This is a genomic window from Burkholderia sp. MSh2, assembly GCF_000731655.1.
GTDB classification, from domain to species: domain Bacteria; phylum Pseudomonadota; class Gammaproteobacteria; order Burkholderiales; family Burkholderiaceae; genus Burkholderia; species Burkholderia paludis.
In genome coordinates this window covers 56807-72319 of record NZ_JPGM01000026.1, presented here as the reverse complement: position 1 = coordinate 72319, position 15513 = coordinate 56807, and the positions used below count along the sequence as shown (strand labels likewise).

Here is a 15513-nt window from a genome sequence, read left to right as displayed (position 1 = left end):
GTTCGCCGGTTGTTCGATACCCGACGGCCGGCGTTCCCCCTATCTTGGCGGCGTCGGCTGACCGGACTCGACGCCTCGAACCCGAACGGCGGCCGGCACTTCCTCGCGATTCGCGTCGCACCCAAACGACATCGAACCTGGCTCATGCGCAGGCGCTTCGGCGCGCGCAGGCGGACCTGCGTTCACGGAGACGGAAATGAAAGCAAACGAGTGGGATACCTCCTATGAGTGGAAGGCGGTCGCGCTGCTGGCGCTCGGCTTCGGGCTGGTCGGCCTCGACCGCTGGCTCATCGCGCCGCTGTTCCCTTCGATCATGAAGGACCTGAACCTGAACGCGCAGGACGTCGGCAACTGCATCGGCGTGCTCGGGCTGTCGTGGGGCATCTTCGCGGCGCTGATGGGCGGCATCTCGGACAGGATCGGGCGCAGGAAGGTGCTGATTCCCGCGATCGTCGCGTTCTCGCTGCTGTCGGGCTTCTCGGGGCTCGCGGGCGGCCTGCTCGGCCTGATGGCGATTCGCGGCCTGATGGGCGTCGCGGAGGGCTCGTTCTGCCCGACGAGCTTCGCCGCGACGGCCGACGCGTCGCATCCGCGCCGGCGCGGCCTGAACCTCGGCCTGCAGCAAAGCGGCTTCGCGCTGTTCGGGCTGGCGTTGTCGCCGATCATCGCCACCCAGTTGCTCGGCGTCATGTCGTGGCGCTGGGTCTTCGCGCTCGTGGCGATTCCCGGCCTGATCCTCGGCGCGGCGATGTTCTGCGTGATCCGCGAGCCGAAGGTGACGAAGGCGGTCGCGGCGGAACAGGCGCCCGCCTCGCTCGGCCACGTGCTCAGGAGCCGCAACATCCTCGTGGCGATGGCCGCCCTGTGCTGCGCGATGACCGGCGTGTTCGTGCTCGGCGCGCTGCTGCCGCTGTACCTGACCGATTACCTGTCGCTCGGCACGCAGAAGATGGGGCTCGTCGTGTCGGCGATCGGCTTCGGCGGCTTCCTCGGGCAGTTCGGGCTGCCGGGCCTGTCCGACCTGATCGGCCGTCGCCTCGCCAGCATCGCGGGCTTCGCGGGAACGGCCGCGATGCTCTACGTGTTCCGCGGCCTCGGCCCGCAGCCGCTCGCGCTGTTCGGGGTCCTGTTCGCCGCGTCGTTCTGCACGCTCGGCCTGGTGTCGCTGCTGTCCGGCCCGGTGGCGACCGAAGCCGCGCCCGCGGGGCTCGTGTCGACGTCCATCGGCGTGGTGGTCGGCGTCGGCGAGATTTTCGGCGGCGGCATCGCGCCGGCGATGGGCGGCTACGTCGCCGCACACTTCGGCATCCAGAACATTCTGTGGCTGCCGATGTGCGCGGTCATGCTGGGTATCCTGGTCAGCCTGCTGCTGAAGGAAACCGCGCCGGCCGTGCTGCAGCGCCGCGTGGCGGTGCCGCCGGAGCTGGCGGCAGGCAAGCAGCCGCGGTAGGGCTCGCGCGTGCGCGGCGGCGTCATCGGGTGTCGTCGGCATTGTCATCGATTGACATCGCGCGGGGGACACTGTGACGCCTCCCGCATGACACAGCCCGTTGCCGGCACGGGTAGACTGCCGGTATCGCTGGCGATAAAGGGCGCGGCATGGACCGGTTTCTGAGCATCGAGGCATTCGTCAGGGTGGCGGAGGCGAGCAGCTTCGCCGAGGCGGCGCGGCAGCTCGGCGTGACCAGCTCCGTGGTGACGAACCGCATCCAGCAGCTCGAGAAGTTCGTCAACGCGCCGCTGTTCCATCGCAGCACGCGCCACGTGCGGTTGTCCGAAGTGGGCGAGGCGTTCTATCGCGAGTGCGCGGAGGTGGTGGGGCGCGTCAACGAACTGACCGACCAGATGCGCGAGCTGCGCGCCACGCCGACCGGGCGGCTGCGCATCCAGATGCTGCCCGGCTTCGCGCTCGATCACTTCGGCGCGCCGCTGATGGAATTCAACCGGCGCTACCCCGGCATCCAGATCGACGTCATCGTCAACGATCGCGTGGTGGACCCCGTCGAGGAAGGGTTCGACATCGCCTTCCAGATCTTCCCGCCGATTTCCGAATCGCTGATCGAGCGGCGGCTGTTCACGGTCCGGCGTCTCTTCTGCGCATCGCCCGCCTACCTCGCCGCGCATGCTGCGCCACAACATCCGCGCGATCTGCTGCAGCACACCACCGCGCTGTATTCGGGCTATCCGTCCCGCAACCGCTGGACCATGACGCGCGGCGACGAGGTCGTCGAAATGGAGCTGCCCGGCATGATCCGCTCGAACTCCGTGCACCTGCTGCGCGAGTACGCGCTGACCGGCGGCGGCGTGGTCTGCCTGCCGACGCTCGTGGCGAGCGACGCGCTCGTCGCGGGCCGGCTGGTGCCGATCCTCACCGACTACCAGCTCGCGCCGCTGAGCTTTGCCGCCGTTTATCCGGCCACGCAGCGCCAGGCGTTGAAGGTGAAGGCCCTGGTCGAATTCCTCGCGGAATACATCGGCGACGAATCGCCGTGGGATCGTCCGCTGCTGGAGCGCGGCTGGGTGCGCTGACCCGCGCGATTATTCGCGAAACGCGAATGCCGTAATCGCCGTCCGTTGCCTTGTTGCGATGGTTCGTTGCCCCTAGAGTTGAATCCAACAAGCAGTTCAACTCAGGAGACAGCAATGACCGACACGGCATTCCACACCGTCTTTGGCTCGCTCGACAGTTACCGGAAGGGCGAGATCGAAATCACCAGCGGCAGCGCGCAGCACTACGCCTTCTCGAACGTCTTCGAGGTGGCGTCGAAGTCGGCCCCTTATGAAAAGGTCGTCGCCGGCAAGAACCTCGAATACGTGATCGAAGTGCTGAGAACCGACGGCGAATCGCCGTGGTTCGCCTGCGCGCACGACGAGTTCGCGATCCTGATGGACGGCGAAGTCCGGATCGATTTCATCAAGCTCGATACGCCGCCGACGTCAGGGCAGGGCACCGTCAGCGCCGGCACGCAGCCGGCCGGCCGCCCGATGGGGCACGTCGTGCTGCGCAAGGGCCATCAGGCGCTGCTGCCGGCCGGCTGCGCATACCGCTTCGCCGCGAGCCGGCCGGGCGTCGCGCTCGTGCAGACCATGCTTGGCGAGCTGTCCGTGCAGAAGTGGGCCGACATCTGCCTGCACTGATTCGTCCGACCTCATTCGACTATCCCAGGAGACACGTCATGGCCACCCTCGAAACCCTCGACCCTTCCACACGCTTCGCCGCCGATCTGGTGCGGTCGACCGAAGCCGATGCCGTCACCGGCTACCGCGGCTTCCGGCTCGGCGAGTTCGCGTTCCGGCGCGACGAATATTTCGTGACGATCAGCTGGCCCGCGAAAGGCCGGACGCGCACCCACGCGATCCCGGCGGACGCCTTCCTGCGCGCGATGATGCGCGACGTGGCATGGGGCTTCTTCTACGGCTGGGTGAATTTCGACCACGTGTTCGGCACGCGCAATCACTACGGCAAGGTCGACATCTACGCGGGCACCTTCAACGGCATCCTGAAGGACGCCGGCGTCGACTACACCGAGACCTTCGAGACGCCCACCATCATGGCGACCTTCAAGGCGATGCTGCACGACTGGACGAACGCGGGCTTCGATCCGTTCGCGGCGCCCGAGGAAACGGGCTCGGCATTCGGGCGCAAGCACGGCGACAACGGCGCGGCGATCGAGCGCACGCGCATCGCGACGCGCCGCATGCCGGGCCTCGAAGGCGACTCGCCGCTGCGCGACGACCTGCCGGTCAACCGCGCGTTCCTCGACGTCGCGCAGGACGAGCCGGACGTGCATGCCGAGCCGGGCTTCGAGGGCGAGCTGCACGCGTTCAACCTGTTCAAGTACCTGTCGCGCTCGGACGTCACGTGGAATCCGTCGGTCACGTCCGTGTGCGGGCGCAGCCTGTTCTGCCCGACCACCGAGGAATTCATCCTGCCGGTGTTCCATGGCAACGACCGCGTCGAGTGGTTCCTGCAACTGTCCGATGAAATCGTGTGGGACATCGGCGACAAGAACACCGGCGCGCCGCGGGCGCGCGTCACGATGCGCGCCGGCGACATCTGCGCGATGCCAGCCGACATCCGGCATCAGGGCTACTCCACGAAGCGCTCGATGCTGCTGGTCTGGGAGAACGCCACGCCCGACCTGCCGCGGCGCTACGAGAGCGGCGAGCTTGCGCCGTATCCGATCGCGTTCTGAGCTGCGCTTGCGGTTCCGTTTCAGCCCATACCGAGGACGATTCATGCAAACCCAACTCTTCATCGACGGGCGCTTCGTCGACGCCGTCGAGCGCGGCACGATCGACGTGCTGAATCCGCACGACGGATCGGTCATCGCGCGCATCGCGGCGGCCACCGCCGCGGACGTCGATCTCGCCGTCGACGCGGCGGCCCGCGCGTTTCCCAAGTGGTCGGCCTTGCCGGCCGCCGAACGCGGCCGGCTGCTGCTGCGCCTGGCCGACGCGATCGAGGCCAACGCGGAAGAACTCGCGCAACTCGAATCGCTGGACACCGGCCACCCGATCCGCGATTCGCGTGCGCTCGACGTACCGCGCACGGCGGCCTGCTTCCGCTACTTCGGCGGCATGGCCGACAAGCTGCAAGGCTCGGTGATACCCGTCGAAACCGGCTTCCTGAACTACGTGCAGCGTGCGCCGATCGGTGTCGTCGGCCAGATCGTGCCGTGGAATTTTCCGCTGATGTTCACGAGCTGGAAGATGGGCCCGGCGCTGGCCGCCGGCAACACGGTGGTGCTCAAGCCGTCGGAAATCACGCCGCTGTCGACCTTGCGCATCGTCGAGCTGATGGCCGAGGTCGGGTTTCCCGCCGGCGTCGTCAACATCGTCCCCGGCTACGGCCATACGGCCGGCCAGCGGCTCGCCGAACACCCGGGCGTCGGCAAGATCGCGTTCACGGGCTCGACGGCGACCGGCCGCCGCATCGTCGAGGCGTCGCGGGGCAACCTGAAGCGCGTGCAGCTCGAACTCGGCGGCAAGGGGGCGAACATCGTCTTCGACGACGCGGATCTCGATGCGGCCATCAACGGCGCCGCGTGGGCGATCTTCCACAACCAGGGGCAGGCGTGCATCGCGGGCTCGCGCCTCGTGCTGCACGAACGTATCGCCGATGCGTTCCTCGAGCGATTCGTCGCGCTCGCCGCGTCGATCCGCGTCGGCAACCCGCTCGACGCCGATACCGAAATGGGCCCGCTGACCTCGAAGCAGCACCTCGAGCGCGTGCTGTCGTTCGTCGACGTGGCGCGCGAGCAGGGCGGCCGCGTGCTCACCGGCGGCAGCGCGCCGCAGGACCCGGCGCTCGCCAATGGCTACTACGTGCGCCCGACGGTCATCGAGGCGCGAAGCGCGGCCGACCGCGTCGCGCAGGAGGAAGTGTTCGGCCCGTTCGTCACCGTGCTGCGCTTCGGCAGCGACGACGAAGCGCTGAACATCGCGAACGCGACCGAATACGGGCTCGGCAGCGGCCTCTGGACGAAGGACCTCTCGCGTGCGCACCGGATGGCATCGCGGATCCACGCGGGCATGTGCTGGATCAACTGCTACAAGCGCGTCAACCCGGGCAGCCCGTTCGGCGGCGTCGGCAAGTCGGGCTATGGCCGCGAGATGGGCTTCGAGGCGATGCACGACTACACGGAAGCGCGCTCGGTGTGGGTCAACGTCGACGGCAACGTGCCGCCGCACTTCAAGCGCTGAGGCTCGTCATGGATCGCTTCGTCTATCAGGGCAGCCCTTCGCGCGTGGTGTTCGAATGGGGCGCGCTCGACAGGCTGCCGGACGAGCTGGCGACGCTCGGCGCCCGCCGCGCGCTCATCCTGTCGACGCCCGAGCAGCAGCCCCTGGCCGAGCGCGTGCAGGCGATCCTGGGCGAGCGTGCGGCCGGCATCTGTGCGCAGGCGGTCATGCACGTGCCGGTCGAGGTTGCGCGCGCCGCTCGCGCGATGGCCGCCGAACGGGGCGCGGACTGTTGCGTCGCGATCGGCGGCGGTTCGACGATCGGGCTGGGCAAGGCCATCGCGCTCGAATCGTCGCTGCCGATCCTGGCCGTGCCGACGACGTACGCCGGCTCGGAGATGACGCCGATCTTCGGGCTCACGGAAGGCCGGCTGAAACGCACCGGGCGCGACGCGCGCGTGCTGCCGCGCACCGTGCTCTACGACCCGTCGCTGACGTTGTCGCTGCCGCCGGGCATTTCGGCGGCGTCCGGCGTCAATGCGATGGCCCATGCCGTCGAGGCGCTGTATGCGGAAGACGCGAACCCGGTGATCAGCCTGATGGCAGAAGAATCGATCCGCGCGCTGGGCGAAGCGTTGCCCGGCGTGGTGCGCGATCCGGCCGACCGCGCGATGCGCAGCCGCGCGTTGTACGGCGCATGGCTCGCGGGAACCTGTCTCGGCGCGGTCGGCATGGCGCTGCACCACAAGCTCTGCCACACGCTCGGCGGCACCTTCAACCTGCCGCACGCGCAGACGCATGCGGCGATGCTGCCGCATACCGCGCACTACAACCATGCGGCCGCACCCGATGCGCTGCGCCGTGTCGCGCGCGCGTTGGGCGGACGAGAGGCGGCCGAGGCGGGCCCGCTGCTGTTCGGGCTGAACGCGCGGCTCGGCATCGCGCCGGCGCTCGCCGATCTCGGGATGCCCGAGACGGGCCTCGACGAAGCGGCCGACCTTGCGTGCCGCAATCCGTATGCGAATCCACGGCCGATCGAGCGCACGGCGATTCGCGCGCTGCTTCAGCATGCCTGGGAGGGACGCGCGCCGCAGTGAGCGGCTCGACGCGTCGATGGAGATACACATGAACCATGACCATCGTGACCGCGATGCCGGGCCGGCCGGGCGACGCATCGCCGGCTTCGACCGCACGCCGGGTTCGCGCGTGCGCTGCTCCGTGCGGCATCGCCACACGTTCGCCCTCGACCGGAGCTGATCGACATGGCGCGATTCTTTGCGGTATTTGCGACGGACCAGCCGGGCATGCGCGACGTGCGCGACCGCGTGCGGCCGATTCATCGGCGTTACCTGCGCGCCGGCGCGCAGCACGGCGTGGTCGTGCGGCTCGGCGGCCCGACGCTGGACCCGCAGGGCGACACGATGAACGGAACGCTGCTCGTCGTGGAGGCCGACGACATTCAGGCGGTGATGCGGTTCGTCGGCAACGACCCGTACGTGAAGGAGGGGCTGTTCGCGCGCGTGGAAGTGCGTCCGTGGGACTGGAGCCTCGGCAACCCCGAGCAGCGGGTGTGAGCGATGGAAGCGCAACCACTCTGCCGATTGTCCGACGTGCCTGACGGCGGCGCGCGGGTCCTCGACGACGCATGCATCGGGCGTCCCGTGATCGTCGTGCGACGCGGCGAACAGGCATGGGCGTATGTGAACCGTTGCCCGCATTTCTCGGTGCCGCTCGATTTCGAGCCGGGGCGTGTTTCCTGTTATCGGTCGCAGGTGTTGATGTGCGCCCATCACAGCGCGCTGTTCCGGTTCGATGATGGGGTGTGTATCGACGGACCTTGTGCCGGCGCGGCGCTGGAGGCCGTGGCGGTCGAGGTGGATGCCGCTGCGAGGGTCGTCGTTCGCGGCGCGTGATTCGCGCGTTCCGGGGCGGAAAGGCAACGCGGTTCGGGTTTGGACGATGTGTTTCGTATCAATTAATCAGTATGACTGATCGTGTTTAAGGTGCCGGTTTATCGGCCTGATCGATGCAGTTTGCATATCGAGCATGGAGCGGGCATTCGCCACGCAGCGGAAGGCGGGCTCGCATTGACATAAAAAAGACGGAGACGAAATGAAACTCGGGTTTGGAGCGGTGGCGTTGCTTGCCGTGGCGCAGGGCGCGTGGGCGCAGAGCAGCGTGACGATGTTCGGTCTGATCGATGCGGGCATTTCTTATGTCAGCAACGAAGGCGGAGGAAAGAACGTCAAGTTCGACGACGGCATCTTCGCGCCCAATCTGTTCGGCTTTCGCGGCACGGAGGATCTCGGCGGCGGGTATCGCGCGATCTTCGCGCTCGTGAACCAGTTCTCGATGGCGAACGGCAGTATCGTCGGAACCGGGATTTTCGGCCGCAATGCGTACGTCGGCCTCGCGAGCGACCGGTTCGGCAGCATCACGCTGGGCAATCAGTATGACTTCATGGTGGATTCCCTCTTTTCGAAGGGCAACACGATCTCACGGGATATCTCGGGGCTGTATGGCTTCCGGAACGGCCCGTTCCAGCGCCTCGCGCTTCCGGACAATCCGACCGGTGCGTTCGACTGGGACCGCACCGCCGGCAGCAAGCCGATCGCGAATTCGGTCAAGTACAGTTCGCCGACGGTGGCGGGTTTCTCGGGCGGCGCGATGTATGCGTTCGGCGGCGTGGCTGGATCGGTCGGGGCGGACAACGCGGTCAGCGCCGGGGTGAACTACGAGATGGGGCCGTTCGGCGCGGGCGCGGCCTATACCAACGAGAAGTACGGGCCCGCGCCCGGCGTGCCGTCCACCAGCGTGCGCAACTGGGGCGTGGGGATGCATTACGACTTCGGTGTCGTGACCGCGAATGCGCTGGTGACCACCGTGCGCAATTCGTTCAACGATGCCGGCGTGTGGATGGCGGAAACCGGCGGGCTGTGGCGGGTCAGGCCGGATGTCGTGCTCGGCGCGAAGTACATGTACATGAAGGGCAACGAGGCGGTGGGCAACGACCATGCGCACCAGGTCAGCGTGGCGCTTCAGTACCTGTTTTCGAAGCGGACGATGGTCTATGTGTCCGCGGACTACCAGCGGGCGAACAGCGGCGCGAATGCGCAGATCAACGGGGTGCTCGATCCGGACGGGGCTTCGAGTTCCGCGAGCCAGACGGTGGCGCGGGTCGGGGTGCATACGGTGTTCTGACGGGGAGGCGCGTGACGGTTTTACGGGGACTGGCGGCTGGCGGAGCGTGCATCCGGCTCCGCCGTGCGTCGCGCTTTCGCGCTACCTGGCCGCCGCCGTCTTCGCGTTGTCCTGCTTCGCCGCCAGTGCGTCATCCGCCGCCTGCGCGCGACGGATTGCCGGGCGTGCAAGGACGCGGTCGATGTACGCTCGCACCGGCGGTGTGTCAGGCATCAGCTTGAACATCGTGGTCCAGTTCTGCCGAGGTACATTAATTCTGGTTACGCGTCACCACTGGTTTTGGTTACGTCCGAACTCTCTCGGCAAATCAATGGCTTGCGTGGCCGACCCGGCGATGTCAAATCATACGTATGTTTGCGTGACCGCCGTCAACATCCGAACACTCGCTTTTCCAACAGTTTCGGTTACGTACGTTGCCAGTGGGACCCGCACTGGCGCTTCCCTTATGGCCGATGTCCAATGAGCACGCAAGCGTTATAGGTGCAGCCCGAAGTGACCGGGGCGCGCGAGAATCGCGCCGACCGCAAGGAAAGCCACCATGACCGGCAACCGGAGTAGCCGAGCCACACGCATGACTACGTCGCTGCGCCGGCGTCGCTCGGCAAGCAAACTGGCGATGCCATCTTTCAGGCCACGCACGTCATCCTCCAGTTCTTCCCGTGCCATCGCGAGGCTTTGGAGCGTGGCCAATAGGTCAACCTCTACGATGTTCGGAAACTTGGCCATCGAATGGCTGATAAGGTCCCGTCCTACCATGTCTTTAGACTCGCCGCTCGCCAGCGGGTGCACGTCCCCACTCTCAAATTCGAACGTTAGCCCGAATCGCTGGTAGAAGCGATGGCGGCGCTCGAGATTTCGCCTTCCATACGCGCCAACGTGACTCCCGAGTAACTGAATAGGCATCACGTGGTCCTCGGGCGCGACCCGGCGCGCCCACTTCACGATTTCGTTAAAGCATAAGCTTCCGATATTGAGACCGCGCAAAGACTCTTGCTCGACAATCACAAAGCCATTTGTCAGCGTCAATCCGAACGAGCGGTGGGCAGACATCGAGCACACCTCTTCTCGAGCACTCGAATCACCGAATCGGTCGGTGTCAACTCGAAATGCGACAAGGTCGATGCGCTCACGCCCGCTGTCCCCCGATTCCTGCGTGCCAACCGCAAGCGTGTGATATCGGTCTCGCCTTTCGTCTCGAACACGGAACAGTCTCCAAGCGAAATTGTCGCTCGCTCCGTCCTTTCTCGCCGGCCAAACAGCGGGGCCGCGAAGCTTGCTTTCCGTCGACTCCTTCATTCCGGGACTTCTCCCAAGTGACGCGTAGTGCGCACAAGTTACGATGTTTCAAGAGCAGTGTTTTGGACGAGTGACTACCCCCTAATGCTGCTCCATGTACACCATGAGGTCCTTCATCGACGTTGCCGAACTCAGGTGTTCGTGCCTCTCGTAGCGCACTATCGCCGCAACCGTGCGAGGCCCAATATTTCCATCCGCTTGCCCACGCAGATATCCACGGGAAATCAATTGTCGTTGGACCGCGCGACGGACGTCCACTTCGCTTAATGTTGCAGGCGCCGCTCCAGCCGGGGGCACAGTCCCGAATTTTGCGAGAAGAATGTGCGCTCGCGAATCGGTAGCGGTATGGCTCATTGCATACGCAATCGCTGGAGTTGCTGCTTCGCGCACCGTTGGCACCCAATGCATCGTGCCGGCAGCGCCGTACAGCGTGCCACCAAAGGCCGCAAAAGCCGAGAACAGGCACGCTCCTTTCAATGGCGCCCAGTTGCGCCCGCGCTGGCGGTATTCCATTGGCACCTTGCGCCGCAGAAGAGAGCTTGTCGCGGCGCTGAGCATCCAGCCCAGCGGCGACACCAATATCATGGTCAGACGACAAACGCGGTCGCGATGTAGCTCGCAGTAGACTCGCCCGTGGGTACTACATCTTCTTCTCGAGCATGATTGCCGACAAAGAGATGCTGGAGATTTTTCAGTAGGCCGCGCCCTTGATGACTCAGTTCCACGTCGTTTATTCCTGGTTCGCTATTGCTGCTACGTCTCGCCGCCTCTGCCACTCGAGCGCGTTCGAATAACGGGCGCGTTAGCCGCAGGGAGGGCACGCCGGACTCAGTCGACTAGCCTGGCAGGCTGCACTCCGTCATCCGAGACGCTACCCAACCAAATCCCGGCGGCGGCCTCGCTCGTACCCACAATGAGCATCACCATGCAGTTCAACTCGTGCTGCGATTCGCTGTATATCCCTTCCATTTTGGCGATATCTGCCGAAGATGGCTCTGGAAAGGGCTCAGGATGAGAGTGCCAGTCGCCCACGTAGTGCAGTCCTTCGGCGAACAGCGCTCTTATCTCCTTCTGCTCGTCGCGTCGGGAAGGCCAAAAAAACGTCCTTCCGCGCCGTGACCTTACCGTCGGCTCAGTCGCTCGCAAAATGACCATCGTGTTTGTATCGAAGCGCGCGAACAGTTGCCCACCCGCTTCGCTTGACGTGGCCTTTAATTGACGATGACAGTAAAGCGTATCTAGCACGTCGTCACTCAACTCGACGTGCCCGAAGGCTGTCAGATAACACTTACTCATTGCTGGCTAACAGCCTCATTCGATGGTGGGATGAGTTGATGCCGGTACACCTTCTGGAAGCCAGGGCCGTCGAAGACCAGCGGGCGCCAGAAAGGCTTAATTTCGGCGCCCGTCTTCAATAGATTTTCGTACTGTCCAACCCACGTCCATGTTTGCCCCGTCGTGACCTCGCTCGTCGCCGCTGCAATGGCCAAACTGACAGTCATCGCGGCAACCTCAGCTGAGGCTGCCGCCGAAAATGGTTGATAGAACGCACCACATGCCGCCTCTCGCGGCGTGTCACCCGGTACCTTTGCCACCTGGCACATCGCTTCACCATACTCGTTCAGTGCCCACTGCAGCGATGAGTCAGCTGACACGAAAGTGGCGTGACCTGCAACCCCATATCGTTCGAGCCACGCGAAGATGGTCGGTGGAACTTCCGCAGCCTCGAGCAAAGCGTTCAGTTCAGCCTCGGAAATCCAGTCACCAGTCGCGCTGATAACGAGGTCGGCCTTTTCGAAAAGCCTTGCGTTGCGTTCCCGCGCGAGCTGCCATTTCGACGCAAATGCGAGAATTGAATAGTCCACGTATCTCGTATTGATTTCGTCGCGCAACGCCTCCGCTTTGTTTCGCCCGATGTAATACGCGCCCAATATGTGCCTGCCGATGTTCTGGTAAGTGAGGGTGTCTCCGTCAATGAGGCTCATTTTTCGCACGCCGGCCTGTGCTAGAAGCATCGCCACCGTCGCGCCTAACGCGCCACAACCCACCACGACCACATTGAGGTTCTTCACCGCATCAGCGACGTCTCCCGCTGTGCGTCGGACAAGAAAGTCGCTGTCAACTCGGACAACAGATGCCCGCTTACTCGGAAACCTAGCTTGCGACAGCCTGTTCGTCAGGACGTTTGCCGGAACCCTCACGCGGTTGCGCCCAGACAAGAAGGTCTGGCCGCGATTGCGAGGGTGGGGGAATTGATGTTGGACCCGCGTGATGGTCGCGCCCATCACCGGCTGACCGTCATGCTCAAAACACCATACAACCACGACGTCTTCGCCGAGGCGAACTGACGTCAAGACCATCTCCACTGCGTCCGGGCATCGATGGAACAGGAGGCGGAGAAGCTCGGCAGAGTTCGACGGATAGTCCTCCGGATAGAGCGGCTCCTTCAAGCGCACGAACGTTGCTTTGCGGATGCTCTGACGCTTGACCTGATGCCCCAGTTTCTTCATCCAGTCTTCAACGCACTCGGCGGAGTCGGCGACCATCACGCTCGTCGCCACGTTAACGGTGTAGACCGTGCGAGTCTGCACAAAATCGCCAAGCCAGACGTAGACGCTACTCCCTGCAGCGCAGTCCAGCGTCCAGTACGTACCGAACTCGTCGAGATAGTCTTTCCGGTTAGCACCGGTCAACGCATCCGAATAGACTTTGACGGCTTCCTTCACGAGATAAACCGCCAACTCCCCCGTGACAGGCAGCCTAATCGGCATAGACGACGGCAGTAAACAGAACACACCATCGCTCTCGAGATGAGGCATCTCGCACGGCGCCGGGCGTCGTTCGACCGCAATGCGCGGCACCCGGAAAGCTCCTTCCCGCTCCAGAGCAACGATGAGTGGTTCCGGTAGCCCCAATTCTGACGCAGGAATCCGCCATCCCAGAGTGAACCGCCGGTTGGGGTATAGGCGCGTCAGTGCGGCCTCGGTGAGTTCCGATGTGCCAGGCCAACATTCGACGAGACTCTCGAACGTCGGCGCCCGGACCGACTCCGGAAGCTCCATCGCAACCGCGCTCTCAGGCATAGCGCCCTTCGCCGCCCGACTTCACGACCGGCCCGGAGGGTTGACGCGACTCTGTCGAAACGAACTTCGCACTTGCTTTCGCGGCTTCCTCGAGCGATTCAATCTCTTCATCGAAGTATTCCGTGCAGAAGAACCACTTCAGCGCCTTGAGCGCTTCAAGGTCCGCTGCATGGGCGTCGGCAAGGGGAGCCAGACGGTCTACTGCTTCGTTAAGCTTGTCACGCAGACTCACCATGTTGGCGTCGGAATTCGACTTCGTCACGTTTTCGTACTCGGGGACAGGCCGGCTTACGGTCAGATTCCAGACTAGTCGATTTCTCATCTTTTGCACCGTCTGAAACAGTGCCAGGTCTTCACGGTCCGGATAGCCACCATGCGGATAGACCTCGTTGGTGAGAATCGACAGCACGAAGCCGCTGGGCAACGACCACGACGCGCGGCTCTTCGACCATGCCTTCAGCAAGCGCACCATTCGGCGCATCTGGCGCCCATCAACCGTATCCGGGCTCTTCTGCGTCACGTTGTTTTGAAACCACTCGGTAACCGCCTCCGGGTCGGAATGCTTCCAGTCAGCCGCCGCGAGTTCATACTTGACGTCGTCACCGTTGCCGATTTCTCGATAGACGGGCATGTCGATAGTGAAGCCGTCCTTGTAAAAAACCCGGACGCAGTTCTTGAGCACTTCGGGCTCACGCTCGAATGCCTTGTCGTAGTTCAACGCGTCGCGCACCATGCACTTAGCGTCATAAGCACTGAACTTGCCGCCGCGGTCGCCAACAAGCTTGTCTTCGTGAAAGACGACACCATTGTCGATGTCCGACGTGATGGAGTTAGACTGGACCATCGTGTGCATCGCGTATGACCCTTGCTTGACGAACCTGTCGACTTCCGGGTCTTCGTTCCGTTCCAATCCGCGCTGCAGCCGTTCTTCGCAGCTACGTCGGCGGTTACGCATATCCGATTTCGTCGCCTCGGTGAGCGCAACCTCAGACTTAAAGAAGGCAAGAAGTTGCTTGTTAACATTCGCCATTAACTTTCTCCAGATTGGACTGCGTTCGATGCGACAAGTGGCTGAATACCGCGGAAGAACTCGCGTATGAGCGGCTGTTCAGGATTCTGCTGCGCGGTAGCAGCAGAGATGTTTAGGTCCGCCGCGTCGTGTGCGAGCTTGGTCAGTAACTCCAGCGATTGCCGGCTGGGGTTGTCGAGACTCAGATGCTTTGCCTGGCCGGTGGGGACATCGGGGTCAATCAGGCGAACATAGCGGACGGGCCGATTCGCTGTGTCCGCAACTGCCTTCGTGACGTAGTGGTATGCGAAGGACTGCGCGTCGAGCGCAACCTCCACAATGCCAAGGCCGCCTTTCCAGCCGAGGAGTCCACGACTCCCATCCCGATAACGAAGCGTCTTACCCTTGAAAGGCGGACAAGTACTGACCGCCATCAATTCAATCGGCCGCTCCGCTTCGGCCATCGTGAGCGCCTCGGTCAACGCGACGAGCGATGGATTGTTCGCCCACAAGCCGCCGTCGGTGAACCAGTTCACCTGTGCCTCGTCTTCCGGCTTTGTGACGGATTTCAGCGGAAAGACAATTGGCGCCGCAGCCGACGCCATACAAACGTCGACTAGTTTGTAGTTATCGTCACGATGCAAGCGGTTTTCCTTGAGGTCGTGCGGCGTCTTGAACACCCAAGCCTTGTTCGTTTCGACGTTGACGGTTGGGATGCAAAGTGCAATGCCGCGACGCTCGTACATCTGCTTGACCGTCTCGTTTTTGAGCACGTCGGCGAGCGCCACCCAGAGTGCCTCAGGTGCGTTCGCGGGCTTGCGCAGATGCCTCAAAATCCAGCTCACCAATCCGATACCACCTTCGGGGACCGGATGCTGGAAGATGCCTGCGGCCTCGTCGCGAAACAACCGCGCGACCTCGGTAAGGGAGACGCCTGCCGCCAGAGCAACTGCGAGAATCGCGCCGGTGCTCGTCCCGACAATCATGTCGAACTGGGCACCCAGGTCGAAGTCGGGCGCCGGGTCCGCACGGTCCTGCGCAGCGAAGCGACGCGACAGTTCTGCAAGAAGAACTGCGGTGTACAGGCCGCGCACGCCACCGCCGTCGAGCGAAAGCACACGGTAAGGTTTACTCTCGGGCATTTTTGTCGTTGTCGGCTATCGACGTCGGTAGTTTTGACCTAGTAACTTTAAGCTTAAGAAACTCTGACTGTCAATTAGTCACATTTTGCACGCCATA

The 15513-nt window shown here is 63.8% G+C and carries 16 protein-coding genes and 1 pseudogene; 10 read left to right on the top strand and 7 right to left on the bottom strand.

Annotation, left to right across the window (positions count from 1 at the left end; translation table 11 throughout):
• Positions 1-196: 196 nt before the first annotated feature.
• From GQ57_RS17455 to GQ57_RS17415, 10 genes are all read left to right on the top strand, one after another.
• Positions 197-1450, top strand: coding sequence for an MFS transporter (locus GQ57_RS17455; RefSeq protein WP_034198528.1), 1254 nt, complete (start codon positions 197-199; stop codon positions 1448-1450).
• Positions 1451-1599: 149 nt separating this feature from the next.
• The gene (locus GQ57_RS17450; protein WP_031402065.1) at positions 1600-2529 is read left to right on the top strand and encodes a LysR family transcriptional regulator; all 930 of its coding nucleotides are present in this window, start codon (positions 1600-1602) and stop codon (positions 2527-2529) included.
• A 114-nt stretch (positions 2530-2643) separates the two neighbouring features.
• Positions 2644-3138, top strand: coding sequence for a hypothetical protein (locus tag GQ57_RS17445; protein WP_031402066.1), 495 nt, complete (start codon positions 2644-2646; stop codon positions 3136-3138).
• Between the two features lie 38 nt (positions 3139-3176).
• The gene (locus tag GQ57_RS17440) at positions 3177-4196 is read left to right on the top strand and encodes a hydroxyquinol 1,2-dioxygenase (protein WP_034198527.1); all 1020 of its coding nucleotides are present in this window, start codon (positions 3177-3179) and stop codon (positions 4194-4196) included.
• A gap of 43 nt (positions 4197-4239) precedes the next feature.
• The gene (locus tag GQ57_RS17435; RefSeq protein WP_034198526.1) at positions 4240-5706 is read left to right on the top strand and encodes an aldehyde dehydrogenase family protein; all 1467 of its coding nucleotides are present in this window, start codon (positions 4240-4242) and stop codon (positions 5704-5706) included.
• Positions 5707-5714: 8 nt separating this feature from the next.
• Entirely contained in the window at positions 5715-6782 is a 1068-nt protein-coding gene (locus tag GQ57_RS17430; protein ID WP_034198525.1) for a maleylacetate reductase, read from the top strand.
• 28 nt (positions 6783-6810) lie between these two features.
• Positions 6811-6942, top strand: a complete 132-nt coding sequence (locus GQ57_RS44155; protein ID WP_268810878.1) for a hypothetical protein — start codon at positions 6811-6813, stop codon at positions 6940-6942.
• A gap of 5 nt (positions 6943-6947) precedes the next feature.
• Positions 6948-7259 (top strand): YciI family protein, encoded by a 312-nt coding sequence (locus tag GQ57_RS17425; protein ID WP_031402070.1) that lies wholly within the window; start codon positions 6948-6950, stop codon positions 7257-7259.
• Between the two features lie 3 nt (positions 7260-7262).
• Positions 7263-7598, top strand: a complete 336-nt coding sequence (locus GQ57_RS17420; protein WP_031402071.1) for a Rieske (2Fe-2S) protein — start codon at positions 7263-7265, stop codon at positions 7596-7598.
• A gap of 199 nt (positions 7599-7797) precedes the next feature.
• Positions 7798-8886: a porin gene (locus GQ57_RS17415; protein WP_034198524.1), complete on the top strand. Its 1089-nt coding sequence runs from the start codon at positions 7798-7800 to the stop codon at positions 8884-8886.
• A gap of 81 nt (positions 8887-8967) precedes the next feature.
• Here the strand turns inward: GQ57_RS17415 and GQ57_RS39570 are convergent.
• From GQ57_RS39570 to GQ57_RS17390, 7 genes and pseudogenes are all read right to left on the bottom strand, one after another.
• Positions 8968-9123, bottom strand: a pseudogene (locus GQ57_RS39570) (glutathione S-transferase); the annotation flags it as partial.
• Positions 9124-9360: 237 nt separating this feature from the next.
• Positions 9361-10182: a hypothetical protein gene (locus GQ57_RS17410; RefSeq protein WP_152603290.1), complete on the bottom strand. Its 822-nt coding sequence runs from the start codon at positions 10180-10182 to the stop codon at positions 9361-9363.
• A gap of 81 nt (positions 10183-10263) precedes the next feature.
• Positions 10264-10767 (bottom strand): peptidoglycan-binding domain-containing protein, encoded by a 504-nt coding sequence (locus GQ57_RS41805; RefSeq protein WP_152603289.1) that lies wholly within the window; start codon positions 10765-10767, stop codon positions 10264-10266.
• A gap of 243 nt (positions 10768-11010) precedes the next feature.
• The gene (locus GQ57_RS17405) at positions 11011-11427 is read right to left on the bottom strand and encodes a Mov34/MPN/PAD-1 family protein (RefSeq protein WP_160257530.1); all 417 of its coding nucleotides are present in this window, start codon (positions 11425-11427) and stop codon (positions 11011-11013) included.
• Positions 11428-11474: 47 nt separating this feature from the next.
• Entirely contained in the window at positions 11475-12908 is a 1434-nt protein-coding gene (locus GQ57_RS17400; RefSeq protein WP_160257529.1) for a ThiF family adenylyltransferase, read from the bottom strand.
• Between the two features lie 349 nt (positions 12909-13257).
• Positions 13258-14295: a cyclic GMP-AMP synthase DncV-like nucleotidyltransferase gene (locus tag GQ57_RS17395; RefSeq protein WP_034198521.1), complete on the bottom strand. Its 1038-nt coding sequence runs from the start codon at positions 14293-14295 to the stop codon at positions 13258-13260.
• Positions 14295-15392: a CBASS cGAMP-activated phospholipase gene (locus GQ57_RS17390; protein WP_157641576.1), complete on the bottom strand. Its 1098-nt coding sequence runs from the start codon at positions 15390-15392 to the stop codon at positions 14295-14297. Before GQ57_RS17390 ends, GQ57_RS17395 begins: the two co-directional genes overlap by 1 nt.
• Positions 15393-15513: the final 121 nt, after the last annotated feature.

Excerpts from the sequence above, each read along its gene's own strand:
- GQ57_RS17455 (WP_034198528.1), top strand. The coding sequence starts at position 197 with ATGAAAGCAAACGAGTGGGATACCTCCTATGAGTGGAAGGCGGTCGCG.
- GQ57_RS17450 (WP_031402065.1), top strand. The coding sequence starts at position 1,600 with ATGGACCGGTTTCTGAGCATCGAGGCATTCGTCAGGGTGGCGGAGGCG.
- GQ57_RS17445 (WP_031402066.1), top strand. The coding sequence starts at position 2,644 with ATGACCGACACGGCATTCCACACCGTCTTTGGCTCGCTCGACAGTTAC.
- GQ57_RS17440 (WP_034198527.1), top strand. The coding sequence starts at position 3,177 with ATGGCCACCCTCGAAACCCTCGACCCTTCCACACGCTTCGCCGCCGAT.
- GQ57_RS17435 (WP_034198526.1), top strand. The coding sequence starts at position 4,240 with ATGCAAACCCAACTCTTCATCGACGGGCGCTTCGTCGACGCCGTCGAG.
- GQ57_RS17430 (WP_034198525.1), top strand. The coding sequence starts at position 5,715 with ATGGATCGCTTCGTCTATCAGGGCAGCCCTTCGCGCGTGGTGTTCGAA.
- GQ57_RS44155 (WP_268810878.1), top strand. The coding sequence starts at position 6,811 with ATGAACCATGACCATCGTGACCGCGATGCCGGGCCGGCCGGGCGACGC.
- GQ57_RS17425 (WP_031402070.1), top strand. The coding sequence starts at position 6,948 with ATGGCGCGATTCTTTGCGGTATTTGCGACGGACCAGCCGGGCATGCGC.
- GQ57_RS17420 (WP_031402071.1), top strand. The coding sequence starts at position 7,263 with ATGGAAGCGCAACCACTCTGCCGATTGTCCGACGTGCCTGACGGCGGC.
- GQ57_RS17415 (WP_034198524.1), top strand. The coding sequence starts at position 7,798 with ATGAAACTCGGGTTTGGAGCGGTGGCGTTGCTTGCCGTGGCGCAGGGC.
- GQ57_RS17410 (WP_152603290.1), bottom strand. The coding sequence starts at position 10,182 with ATGAAGGAGTCGACGGAAAGCAAGCTTCGCGGCCCCGCTGTTTGGCCG.
- GQ57_RS41805 (WP_152603289.1), bottom strand. The coding sequence starts at position 10,767 with ATGATATTGGTGTCGCCGCTGGGCTGGATGCTCAGCGCCGCGACAAGC.
- GQ57_RS17395 (WP_034198521.1), bottom strand. The coding sequence starts at position 14,295 with ATGGCGAATGTTAACAAGCAACTTCTTGCCTTCTTTAAGTCTGAGGTT.